At 71.2% G+C, this 12,145-nt stretch carries 8 protein-coding genes; 5 read left to right on the plus strand and 3 right to left on the minus strand.

All coding sequences use genetic code 11. From position 1 onward, the window contains the following. The first annotated feature begins 58 nt into the window (after positions 1-58). Positions 59-1,579, plus strand: a complete 1,521-nt coding sequence (gene cobC, locus ACWCQM_RS29080; RefSeq protein WP_450918076.1) for an Rv2231c family pyridoxal phosphate-dependent protein CobC — start codon at positions 59-61, stop codon at positions 1,577-1,579. Between the two features lie 103 nt (positions 1,580-1,682). Here cobC and ACWCQM_RS29085 read toward each other — a convergent pair whose 3' ends face one another. After that, positions 1,683-2,663 (minus strand): helix-turn-helix domain-containing protein, encoded by a 981-nt coding sequence (locus tag ACWCQM_RS29085; protein ID WP_450918077.1) that lies wholly within the window; start codon positions 2,661-2,663, stop codon positions 1,683-1,685. 281 nt (positions 2,664-2,944) lie between these two features. Here ACWCQM_RS29085 and ACWCQM_RS29090 point away from each other — a divergent pair, with 281 nt between their 5' ends. After that, the gene (locus tag ACWCQM_RS29090; RefSeq protein ID WP_450918078.1) at positions 2,945-5,950 is read left to right on the plus strand and encodes a S8 family serine peptidase; all 3,006 of its coding nucleotides are present in this window, start codon (positions 2,945-2,947) and stop codon (positions 5,948-5,950) included. Between the two features lie 146 nt (positions 5,951-6,096). On the opposite strand, the gene ACWCQM_RS29095 is transcribed toward ACWCQM_RS29090, so the two are convergent. Both ACWCQM_RS29095 and ACWCQM_RS29100 read right to left on the minus strand, forming a co-directional pair. Then, entirely contained in the window at positions 6,097-7,218 is a 1,122-nt protein-coding gene (locus tag ACWCQM_RS29095; protein WP_450918079.1) for an SCO1860 family LAETG-anchored protein, read from the minus strand. A 322-nt stretch (positions 7,219-7,540) separates the two neighbouring features. Then, complete coding sequence (locus tag ACWCQM_RS29100; protein WP_450918080.1) at positions 7,541-8,641, minus strand: amidohydrolase family protein; 1,101 nt, start codon at positions 8,639-8,641, stop codon at positions 7,541-7,543. Between the two features lie 103 nt (positions 8,642-8,744). On the opposite strand from ACWCQM_RS29100, the gene ACWCQM_RS29105 reads away from it, so the two are divergent. The 3 genes from ACWCQM_RS29105 to ectB all read left to right on the plus strand — a co-directional run bounded on the left by ACWCQM_RS29105 (position 8,745) and on the right by ectB (position 12,094). Next, entirely contained in the window at positions 8,745-9,851 is a 1,107-nt protein-coding gene (locus ACWCQM_RS29105) for a pyridoxal-phosphate-dependent aminotransferase family protein (RefSeq protein ID WP_450918081.1), read from the plus strand. A 360-nt stretch (positions 9,852-10,211) separates the two neighbouring features. Next, on the plus strand, positions 10,212-10,736 hold the full coding sequence (gene ectA / locus ACWCQM_RS29110; RefSeq protein ID WP_450918082.1) for a diaminobutyrate acetyltransferase: 525 nt from the start codon (positions 10,212-10,214) through the stop codon (positions 10,734-10,736). Positions 10,737-10,831: 95 nt separating this feature from the next. Further along, positions 10,832-12,094, plus strand: a complete 1,263-nt coding sequence (gene ectB, locus ACWCQM_RS29115) for a diaminobutyrate--2-oxoglutarate transaminase (RefSeq protein WP_267076427.1) — start codon at positions 10,832-10,834, stop codon at positions 12,092-12,094. Positions 12,095-12,145 lie beyond the last annotated feature (51 nt).

A 12,145-nucleotide genomic window follows, 5' to 3' on the forward strand; every position in this document is an offset into this window, starting at 1 on the left:
CGGCCGTGTCGCCCGGTCACCCCGCTCCCCGTCCCTGTTCTCCGGAAGGACTTCTCCCATGACCCGAGCCGCGCTCGTCGTCGGTGTCGGCGCCCGGCACGGCGTCCCCGCCGAGGAGGTCCTCGCGCTGATCCGGAGCGCGCTGGAGGAGGCCGGGCTCGCGGCCGGTGACGTGGTGGAGCTGGCGACGCTGGACACCAGGGCGGGTGATCCGGGGATCACGGGTGCGGCGGCCCGGCTCGGGGTGCCGGTGCGGTCGTACGCGGCGGGGGCGCTGGCGAAGGTCCGTGTGCCGAACCCCTCGGCGGCCCCGCGTTCCGCCGTCGCGACCGGGTCGGTCGCGGAGGCCGCGGCGCTCATGGAGGCCGGTGAACTGCTCGTACCGAAGCGGAAGTCGGCCTCGGCGACCTGTGCGGTGGCCCGCCGGACCACGATGGCCGACAACACGGCATCGACGAATGGCCCCGGGCCGGACACCATGGCTGACATGCTGCCCCCCACGAAGCACACGAAGCACACGGAGAGCGCCGGGCCCGATCTTCGGCACCACGGCGACGCGGAGGTGCGCGGCCTGGATCTCACCGACCTCGCCGTGAACGTACGGACCAACACACCCCCTGACTGGCTGCGGGAGCGCGTCGCCGCGTCGCTCGGCTCCCTGGCCGCCTATCCGGACGGGCGGCCGGCCCGCGCTGCGGTCGCGGGGCGGCACGGGCTGCCCGAGGAGAGGGTGCTGCTCACGGCGGGTGCGGCGGAGGCCTTCGTGCTGATCGCCCGCGCTCTCCCGGCGCGGCGGCCGGTCGTCGTGCACCCCCAGTTCACCGAGCCGGAGGCGGCTCTGCGCGCGGCGGGACACGAGGTCGGGCGGGTGCTGCTGCGCCCCGAGGAAGGCTTCCGGCTGGACCCGGCGGCGGTGCCCGACGACGCGGATCTGGTGGTGGTCGGCAACCCGACCAATCCGACGTCCGTCCTCCATCCCGCAGCGGTACTGGAGCAACTGGCGCGCCCCGGGCGGACGCTGGTGGTCGACGAGGCCTTCATGGACGCCGTCCCGGGCGAGCGTGAGGCGCTGTGCGCGCGCCAGGACGTCCCGGGCCTCGTCGTGCTGCGGAGCCTGACCAAGACCTGGGGCCTGGCGGGGCTGCGGATCGGTTACGTGCTGGCGGACCCGGCGACGATCGCGCTGCTCCAGGAGGCGCAGCCGCTGTGGCCGGTGTCCTCCCCCGCGCTGGCGGCGGCCGAGGCGTGCATGGAGCCGCGCGCGCTGGTCGAGGCGGCGGACGCGGCGGACCGGATCGCGGTGGACCGGGCTCATCTGCTGGCCGGGCTCGCTGAGTTCAGCGAGGTACGGGTGGTCGAGCCGGCGGCGGGGCCGTTCGTGCTGTTGCGGCTGGAACGGGCGGACGAGGTACGGGAGCTGCTGCGCTCGCGCGGGTTCGCGGCGCGGCGCGGTGACACGTTTCCCGGGCTGGGCAGCGAGTGGCTGCGTCTGGCCGTACGCGACCGTGTGACGACCAACCGGTTCCTTCAGGCGCTCGACCTGGCCCTCCAGGGACTGCCCCGGAGAGCCGTCGGCTGAGGGCGGGGAGGCGCGGGGCGGGGGGGCGGGCGGGGCGGGGAGATGGCCGACCTCCCGCACTTCCCGCCCTGCGGTGGGGCGGTCACCCGGGTCGGGCCGGGGATCACAGCCAGCCCCGCTCCCGCGCCTTCACTCCGGCCTGGAAGCGTGTTCCCGCGTCCAGTCTGCGCATCAACGCCGCCACCCGACGTGTGGCCGTACGCACGCTCACTCCCAACTGACGTGCGATCGCCTGGTCCTTGTATCCGGCGTGCAGTAACCGCACCAGGACCAGCTCCTCCTCGCTGGGCCCCTCCACCGCACCTAGCCCCTCGGAGAACATGGGCTCGGCCCGTTCCCAGTACGCCTCGAACAACTCCATCAGCCCGTCCAGCAGACCTGACGGATGTACCAGCATGATGGAGTCCTGGCTTCCTCCTGCCAGCGGCACCACCGCAACCCGACGGTCCACGATCCGTGCTTTGAACGGGAGATGCGGCAGCAGCCGCGACTGCTCCCCGAGCGCCGCCAGATTCAGAATCGTCTCCAGCCGCCCGGGCGGCTCGATCGACTCCAGGCAGTAGACGCCGCGGATGTCCACGCCGCGCTCGATCCACTCCCGGGTCGTCGTCGTCTCCACTTCGCTGTGGTGGGGCTGTCCCACCGCCTCCAGATACGGCGGCTTGTCCAGCGTCCACAGATGCGTGGTGACGGAGCGGCTCAGCTCATCGACCTTGCGCATCATCTCTTCGCGGCCGGTCAGCACCTCCACCAGAGTGCCCGGGTCCGACCGCAACTGCCCTGTCCGGTGGAGACGGTGCAGGTGGGCGAACTCCGTCTCGAGCCTCGCGAACACGGTCTCCGTCTCCGAGCGGCGTCGGTGCAGCAGGGCGGAGAGGGCCGACTGCGGACTCACCGCTTCCCACCGGCCCCGCTCGACCCTCCGTACCAGTCCCAGACCGGCGAGACGCCGCAGCGCCTGTCCGGTACGTGCCGCCCCGGCCCCGACGCTTTCCGCGAGATCACGCACCGCGATCTGCGGCCCCGTCAGCACCGCTCGGTACACGTCTTCGTCGAAACGGCTCACGCCCACTGCTTCCAGCACAACCGGCCCTCCCTGCCACACATGTCTGGCCGCCGCGGACAGGTACGGGCAGGCAGGTCACCGGCCGGGGTCCCCTCACAGGTGGCGCGTTCGGTCACGCGCCAAACGCGCCATCACATTATCTGGACAGCAAGTGATCGCAAAGCGTTCACTTCTGTTGGTCCATCAGTCACACACCGCACGTGAAAAGGCGTTTCACCCACCCCGGCCCCTGGGCCCGTGCCACAGGCGAGCACCCCCGCTCGTCTACCCGGCATGCCCTTGAACCCGTGAGGAAACCCATGACACACCAGCCACGAAGAGCGCTCCGACACCGGCGCGGCGCCATCAGCGCCCTGCTCGCCACGACCCTCGCCGTCGTCAGTCTGCCCCTCGCCACCCCCGCCGTCGCGACCGGGTCCACCACTCCCCTCGCCGAGGGCACCTACTTGATCACGCTCGCCGATCAGCCCCTCGTCACCTACGACGGCAGCGTCGACGACCTCCCCGCCACCAGGCCCGCCGAGGGCGAGAGGCTTGACGTCACCACCCCGGACGCCAAGCGCTACCGCACCCACCTGACCGAGGAGCAGCGCCAGGTCGCCAAGAAGGTCGGCGCCACCGTCCGCCAGCACTACGCCGTCACCACCAACACGTTCAGCGCCCGGCTCGACGCTGCCCAGCTCGTCCAGCTGGCCCGTACCAAGGGCGTCACCGGCATCGCCCCCGACCGGCTCCACCATGCCTCCGACGACAAGAACTCCACCGACTTCCTCGGCCTCTCCGGCCGGAAGGGCCTGTGGGCCGCGCTCGGCGGCACGGCCGAGGCCGGCAAGGGCGTCGTGATCGGCGACATCGACACCGGCATCTGGCCCGAGAGCGCCTCCTTCGAGGCCCCCGCGCTGAAGGCGGAGAAGCCCACCCGCGCACCCGGCGGAAAGCCGGGCCGGGACGATCCCCACCGGCCCTACCTCGACGGCACCACCACCGTGATGCACAAGGCCGACGGCACCACGTTCACCGGCACCTGCCAGACCGGCGAGAGTTTCGCCGCGACCGACTGCAACCAGAAGATCATCAGCGCCCGGTACTTCGGTGAGGGCTGGTTCCAGAGGGTCCCCGCGTCCAACCGCGCCGGCTACACCTCACCCCGCGACAGCCAGGGCCACGGCACCCACACCGCGTCGACCGCGGCCGGCAACTCCGGTGTGCGCGCCACCGCCGACGGCCGTGACCTCGGCACCATCTCGGGCGTCGCACCCGCCGCCACCATCGCCGTCTACAAGGCACTCTGGCAGAGCAAGGACGGCAAGCAGGACGGAGGCCTGACCAGCGACCTGGTCGCCGCCATCGACCAGGCCGTCGCCGACGGCGTGGACGTCATCAACTACTCCCTCGGCGGCATGTTCGAAAGCACATACGATGACCCGGCCCAGACCGCGCTCCGCAACGCCGCCGCGGCAGGCGTCTTCGTTGCGACCGCCGGGGGCAACGCGGGCCCGGATGCCTCCAGCCTCGACAACACGGCCCCCTGGACCACCACCGTCGCCGCCGGAACCATCGCCCCGTACACCGGCACCGTCACCCTCGGCAACGGGAAGAGCTACACCGGTGTCAGCACGAGCGTGGACGGCACCGTCGGTTCCGCGTCGCTCGTCCTCGCCGACGCCGTCAGGACCGCGGAGACCGCCGACGCCGGCTACTGCGCGGCAGGCACCCTCGACCCCGCACGTACCGCCGGGAAGGTGGTCGTCTGCACCCGCGGCGTCACTGCCCGTACCGACAAGTCCGCCGAGGTCAAGAGGGCCGGTGGCGTGGGCATGGTCCTCGTCAACAACGGCAGCGAGAGCACCGACGGCGACCTGCACTCCGTGCCGACCGTCCACCTGGGCGGACCAGCCGCCACCGCTGTACGCGACTACGCGGCAGCGGGCGACGCCACCGTGACCCTCAGCAGGGGCGGCGCGGGTGCCACATACCCGCAGGTCGCCGGCTTCTCCTCGCGCGGTCCCTCCCTCGCGGGGAAGGGCGACCTCATCAAGCCGGACATCACCGCGCCCGGCGCCACGATTCTGGCCGCCGTGGCCCCGCCCGGTAACCATGGCCATGACTTCGACTTCTACTCCGGCACTTCCATGGCGACCCCGCACATCGCCGGTCTCGCCGCCCTCTACCTCGCCGAGCACCCCACCTGGTCCCCGATGAGCGTCAAGTCGGCCATGATGACCACCGCCACCCCCACCAGGACCGCCGACGGCAAGGACAGCACCGACGTCTTCGCACAGGGCGCCGGTGAGGTCGAGGCCCGTGCGATGCTCAGGCCCGGGCTCGTCTACGACTCCGGCGACCAGGACTGGCTCGGATACCTCGAAGGGGTCGGTATCGACACCCGGTCCGGTGTGAAGGCCGTCGATCCGAGTGATCTCAACTACCCCTCCATAGCCATCGGTGAGCTCTTCGGCACCCAGGCCGTCACCCGTACCGTCACCGCCACCACGGCCGGTACCTACCGGGCCGAGGTCGACCTCCCGGGAGTGAAGGCCACCGTCTCACCGTCGGTCCTGCACTTCAGCCACCCCGGGCAGAAGCGGACCTTCACGGTCGAGTTCGAGGTGACCACCGCACCGTCGGGAGTGCTCGACACCGGTTCCCTCACCTGGACCTCCGGTCGCACCACCGTCCGCAGCCCGATCGCCGTCACCCCGCAGAGCGTCCACGCGCCCGCCGAGATCAAGGGCTCCGGCAGCAGCGGCGAGACCACCTTCTCCGTCACTCCTGCGACCAGCCCTCTCACTGCCACCGCCCGTGGCCCGGTCTCTTCCCCCCTCACCGAGGGCACGCTGACCGGAACCGCCGAGATCCACCACGAGGCGGCCATCCCGGCCGGCACCAAGGCCTCCCAGATCTCCGTCCACTTCGACGTGGCCGAAGGCAATGTCGCAGGCGTCGTCTGGGGACCGATGATCGACGGGGTCCTTCAGAGCGCCGCGTTCGCCGACCCTGACAGCGACGGCACCTCCACCATCAGTGTGCCGCAGACGAACGCCGACGCGATCTTCGTGGCCGTGGTCGCTCTCGACTACTCCGGCGACGGCGACAGCGTCACCCCGTACACCTACCAGGTGAACCACATCAGCGAGGACAGCCCGGTCACCGGCAAGGCCACCGTCACACCCGCCCACTCCCGTGTCACCCCCGGCACCCCGACCGACCTGACCGCCGCCTGGTCCGGCGTTCCGGCCGGAGCCCGGTCCACCGTCTGGATCGAGTACCGCAACGGCGCGGGAACCTTCCTGACCCTCAACTGACGCAGGCAGCAGGCAGCAGGCAGCAGGCACCACATGCTCCGCCTTCCGAGGGCCGGCCAGGTCCCGGAAGGCGGAGCAGACGTGCGTACCGGGCCGTCGGCCGCCCGCGTTCACCTTGCCCGCGGCTGCCCCGGTACGTGCCCCGGTCAGCCCCGGGCGCGCTTGCGGGCGATGACCGTGGCGCCGGCGCCGGCCGCCAGCAGGACGGCCGCGCCGCCCGCGATGTACGGGGTCGAGGAGCTGGAGCCGGTCTCGGCGAGGTCGCCGGAGGAGGCCTGGACCGGGTCGGTCCCGGTCTGCGGCTTCACGTCGACGACGTCGTCCGCGCCGCCGGTGCCACCCGTACCGCCCGTGCTGCCCGAACCGTCCGTGTCACCGGAGCCGTCGTCGCCGCCCGTCGAGCCGCCGTTGCCGGAGGTCCCGCCGTCCTCCGAACCGCCACTGCCCGAACCGCCGTTGCCGGAGGTCCCGCCGTCCTCCGAACCGCCGTTGCCCGAACCGCCGTTGCCCGAGCCCCCGTTCTCCGAACCGCCGTTGCCCGAGCCGCCGCCCTTGGGTGTCTCGCACGTCGCCTCGGCCAGCACGATCTCGCCCTCCACCTCGGCGACGTTCAGTTCCGCCGGGTTCACGGACACCGAGAGCCGCAGCGCCGTCGCCGCCGCCGTCCGCGTGGTGGTCTCGGTCTTGGACAGGTCGAGCGTCACGTCACCGACCGCCGGCACATGGATGTTCGTCGTGCCCGCCGAGGTGAGCCGGACCCGCTTGCCGAGCACCGTCACATGCCCCAGCACGTTCGACTCCGCGACCGGCTTCTTTCCGACCTCGCACAGCGCCTTCGAGGTGACCTTCTGGACCTCGATGAGCGAGAGACCCGGCAGCCCGGGCACATGAACCCTGGCCTTCGCCAGGTTGGTGTAGCCCTCCGCCTTGTGCTCGTCCACCGTGGCGTTCGCGGTGGCCACGTCGGCCTTCAGGACACGGATGGGCCGCCCCTTCTCGACACCGTCGAGCTCCACGCTGAGCGCGGTCTTCTCCGCGCTCGCCGGTGCGTGCACCTCGTTGAGCGTGGCCACGAGCGGCACCTGCACCGACTTGTTCAGGAGCGAGACGTCGAGCCCGGCTCGGAGCACGACCGCGCTCGCCTTTCCGTGTCCGCCCGGCGTGGCCGGGGTCGTCGCGGTCGCGGCCTGGGCGGGGACGGCGACCAGGAGAGCGACGGGAGCGGCGGCGACCGCCAGGGCAGCCAGACGGAAGGTGTTGCTGTTCAAGATGGTGGAACCCCCACAAGAGACATGGAGCCGCCGGCGCCGTCCAATGGGGGACATCGCGGGCACCGGTGGCCTCGACTCCGTGAATCTTTACGCACGGAGAGTGAACTGGCGGTTACCTTCCCTCAGTTCACCCCAAAGAGGGGTTTCCGTGCGCACATTCGATTCTCGCGGCACAGGAGTTCCTCGGAATCACCCGTTTCACCCACGCGCGGCCCGTGCCCCGCGCCTCACGTGCGGCGCACCGAAAGGTGGTTCAACGAAAGCCGCGGCATCGGGTCACCGCTGGTCAACACGGCGCCCGTTCGCGGGTCAACCGGGATCAGCCGGTCACCCTTCCATTGAGCACCACCCTGCGCGGGGACCCCAGCACCCGTACGTCCGCCCTGGGGTCCTCGTCGTACAGCACCAGGTCGGCGGGGGCGCCCTCCTCCAGCACCGGCCTGCCCAGCCACCGCCGCGCTCCCCAGGCCGTCGCGGAGAGCGCGTCGAGGGGCGGGATGCCGGCCTTCACCAGCTCGGCGACCTCGTCGGCGACCAGACCATGGGCCAGCGTGCCGCCCGCGTCCGTGCCGGCGAAGACCGGGATGCCCGCGTCGTAGGCCGCGCGCACGGTGTCGTAGCGGCGCGCGTGGAGCCGTCGCATATGGGACGACCAGCGGGGGTACCTCGTCTCACCCGCGTCCGCGAGGCCGGGGAAGGTGGCGATGTTGACCAGCGTCGGGACGATCGCCACGCCGCGCTCCGCGAAGAGCGGGATGGTGTCCTCGGTGAGCCCCGTCGCGTGCTCGATGCAGTCGATCCCGGCCTCCACCAGGTCGCGCAGGGCCGCCTCGGCGAAGCAGTGCGCGGTGACCCGGGCCCCCAGCCGGTGCGCCTCGGCGATCGCGGCCTCGACCTCACCCCTGGGCCAGCAGGCGGCCAGGTCCCCGGCGTCCCGGTCGATCCAGTCGCCCACCAGCTTCACCCAGCCGTCGCCGCGCCGCGCCTCCTGGGCGACGTATGCGACGAGGTCGCCGGGCTCGATCTCATGGGCATAGCCGCGGATGTAGCGGCGGGTCCTGGCGATGTGCCGGCCCGCCCTGATGATCTTCGGCAGGTCCTCGCGTGCGTCGGCCCACCGGGTGTCCGAGGGCGATCCGGCGTCCCGGATGAGGAGGGTGCCCGCCTCCCGGTCGGTGAGGGCCTGCTTCTCGCTGGTCGCCACGTCGACGGGCCCTTGGTGGCCGAGGCCGACATGGCAGTGGGCGTCGACGAGGCCGGGGAGCGCCCAGCCGGTGAGGGTCGTCGCGCCGTCGGCGCCGGGCGGCCGCTCGTAGGTGATCCGCCCGTCGACCGCCCAGAGTTCGTCCCTCACCTCGTCGGGCCCGACGAGCACCCGCCCCTTGATACGCAGCACCGGCGCCGCCTCGTGATCACTCATGGACAGCACTGTACGAGGCGGACCCGGCGGGGCCCCCGGGGCCGCTGGGTACCCTCGACGCAGGCGCTGACAGCGCACCGGCCGACCCGAAGAGAGCACCACCGTGACGCACCCGTTCCTCGATCTCGCCCCGCTCACCGCCGCGCGTTTCGCAGCCGTCGAGCGACGGGTGGCCGCCCTCCTCTCCACCGAGCAGGACGTCGTCATCATGCAGGGCGAGGCGCTGCTGCCGCTCGAAGGGTGCATCCGGGGCGGCGCCAGGCCCGGTTCCACCGCGCTGAACGTCGTCACCGGCCCCTACGGCCAGACCTTCGGCAACTGGCTGCGCGACTGCGGCGCCGAGGTCGTCGACCTCGCGGTCCCCTTCCACTCGGCGGTCACCGCCGAGCAGGTCGAGCGGGCGCTGTCCGAGCACCCGGAGATCGACTTCGTGTCCCTGGTGCACGCGGAGGCGGCCACCGGCAACACCAATCCGGTCGCCGAGATCGGCGAGGTGGTCCGGGCACACGGCGCGCTGTTCATGGTGGACGCCGTCGCCTCGGTGGGTGCCGAGCCGCTGCTCGTGGACGCCTGGGGGGTGGATCTGTGCGTCATCGGCGCGCAGAAGGCGATGGGCGGCCCGGCCGGGGTCTCCGCAGTGTCGGTGAGCGCGCGGGCGTGGGAGCGCATGGCGGCCAACCCGCGGGCCCCGCGTCAGTCGTACCTCTCGCTGCTGGACTGGAAGGCCCGCTGGATCGACGCGGGCCGCAAGGCCCTGCCGCACGCCCCGGCGCAGCTGGAGATGCTGGCGCTGGAGGCCTGCCTGGAGCGGATCGAGGCGGACGGCCTGGACACCGTCATGGCACGGCACGCGTCGGCCGCCGCGGCCACCCGGGCGGGCGCCGTCGCGCTCGGCGGCGGTCTGGAGCCGTACGTCCACGACGCCCGTGACGCGGCGCCGGTCGCGACGACGCTGCGCGCGCCCGCGGGCGTCGACGCGGCGGCTCTCGTCGAGCGCGCGCTCGCGGCCGACCCCTCGGTGCCGCTCATCGCGGGCGGCGGGGCGCTGTCCAAGGAGATGATCCGGGTCAACCACTACGGCGCGGACGCGACGCGGGACGTGGTGCTGTCGTCGCTGGCGGCCCTGGGGACCGCGCTGGAGGGCGCGGGCCTGGCCGCCGGTGTCGATGCTTCCCGCGAAGCCGTAGCGGAAACCTGGACGAACGACTGAATTATTAATTGCGCCCATTGATCGCCGATTCAACGGCATATGGTCGCGGATTCAATCGACACAAAAGGGGAGCTGCTTTATCGGGAGCAGCTCCCCACATTCTTCTTCCCCCGTTCTTCGAGCCTAAACGCTGCGGTTTTCACTCGATCGGCCCAAGGCGCCGAAACAGATATCAGGAGAGTTACAACGATGTGACCGACCCCACATCGGGTCCGTTATGGGCGGTAAATTCCGCACAAGACGGGCGAAATCTCCCCTGCAGCACGGCGAGTCCGCGCCCGCGTGATAACACAGCGAGCCCTTTCACCCAACCCCCTGCGGCGATGCAATTTTGATTTTTGCTGGGTAAATTCAATTCGCATGACCGCCGCACCAGCAGATTTTGCACGTGCCCGAAGCGAATTCCTCAGTATCGACACCCCGCGAGTGGAGGACGGAGCCGCGATCTGGCGCATAGCCCGCGACTCCGAGGTCCTGGACCTCAACTCCTCGTACAGCTACCTGCTGTGGTGCCGTGACTTCGCGGCGACCTCCGTGGTCGCCCGTGACGAGAACGGCGACCCGATCGCCTTCGTGACCGGCTACATCCGCCCCGACCGCCCCGAGACGCTCGTCGTCTGGCAGGTGGCCGTGGACCAGGCCCACCGTGGCAAGGGACTGGCGGCCACCCTGCTGGACGCCCTGACCGCCCGTGTCGCCTCCGACCAGGGTCTGGAATCGGTCGAGACGACGATCACCCCGGACAACACCGCCTCCGACCGGCTCTTCACCTCCTACGCGCAGCGGCACGACGTACCGCTGGAGCGCGAGGTGCTCTTCGACGGGTCGCTGTTCCCCGAGGGAACGCACCTGCCGGAGGTGCTGTACCGCATCGGCCCCTTCTAGGGCCCCCTCGCCCCTCCGCGCCCCGCCCGGGCGCGGCTCCCTGGGGCATGTCCGACCCTCCGCCCGTCATACCCCCCTCGAGCAGGAGATCCGCTGTGACCATCACCCCGCCCGCCCTGAGCGTCTTCGAGAGCCTTGAGTCGGAAGTACGGAGCTACTGCCGCGGTTGGCCCGCGGTCTTCGACCGCGCGCAGGGCGCCCGTATGACCGACGAGGACGGCCACTCGTACCTCGACTTCTTCGCCGGTGCCGGATCGCTCAACTACGGCCACAACAACCCGGTGCTGAAACGCGCGCTGATCGACTACATCGAGCGCGACGGCGTCACCCACGGCCTCGACATGGCCACGACGGCCAAACGGGCCTTCCTCGAAACCTTCGAGAACGTCATCCTGCGCCCCCGTGACCTGCCCTACAAGGTGATGTTCCCCGGCCCGACGGGCACCAACGCCGTCGAGTCGGCGCTGAAGCTCGCCCGCAAGGTCAAGGGGCGCGAGTCCGTCGTCTCCTTCACCAACGCCTTCCACGGCATGTCGCTCGGCTCGCTGGCCGTGACCGGCAACGCCTTCAAGCGGGCCGGGGCCGGCATCCCGCTGGTGCACGGCACCCCGATGCCGTTCGACAACTACTTCGACGGCACGGTCCCGGACTTCCTCTGGTTCGAGCGGCTCCTGGAGGACCAGGGCTCCGGGCTGAACAAGCCCGCCGCCGTGATCGTGGAGACCGTGCAGGGCGAGGGCGGCATCAACGTCGCCCGCGCCGAGTGGCTCCGGGCGCTCCAGGACCTGTGCCACCGCCAGGACATGCTCCTGATCGTCGACGACATCCAGATGGGCTGTGGCCGGACCGGCGGCTTCTTCTCCTTCGAGGAGGCCGGCATCGTCCCGGACATCGTCACCCTGTCGAAGTCGATCAGCGGCTACGGCCTGCCGATGTCGCTCTGCCTCTTCAAGGGTGAGCTGGACATCTGGGAGCCCGGCGAGCACAACGGCACCTTCCGGGGCAACAACCCGGCCTTCGTCACCGCCGCCGCCGCGCTGGACGCCTACTGGGCCGACGGCCAGATGGAGAAGCAGACACTGGCCCGCGGCGAGCAGGTGGAGAAGACCCTGCTGGCGATCTGCGGCGAGGAGCCGACCGCGCACTTCCGCGGCCGGGGCCTGGTCTGGGGGCTGGAGTTCACCGACCCGGCGCGCGCGTCCGCCGTCTGCAAGCGCGCCTTCGAACTGGGGTTGCTGCTGGAGACCTCCGGCCCGCAGTCCGAGGTGGTGAAGCTGCTGCCGTCGCTGACCATCACCCCCGATGAGCTGGACGAGGGCCTGCGCACGCTGGCCCGGTCCGTCCGTGAGACCGCCTGACCGGGCAGCGCCCCGGAACAGGCACAACTGAGCAGGACAGAAGAGAAAGGC

It is taken from the genome of Streptomyces sp. NPDC002125 (assembly GCF_053593715.1).

Coding starts and splice junctions, on each gene's coding strand:
- cobC (WP_450918076.1), top strand. CDS start 59: ATGACCCGAGCCGCGCTCGTCGTCGGTGTCGGCGCCCGGCACGGCGTC.
- ACWCQM_RS29090 (WP_450918078.1), top strand. CDS start 2,945: ATGACACACCAGCCACGAAGAGCGCTCCGACACCGGCGCGGCGCCATC.
- ACWCQM_RS29100 (WP_450918080.1), bottom strand. CDS start 8,641: ATGAGTGATCACGAGGCGGCGCCGGTGCTGCGTATCAAGGGGCGGGTG.
- ectA (WP_450918082.1), top strand. CDS start 10,212: ATGACCGCCGCACCAGCAGATTTTGCACGTGCCCGAAGCGAATTCCTC.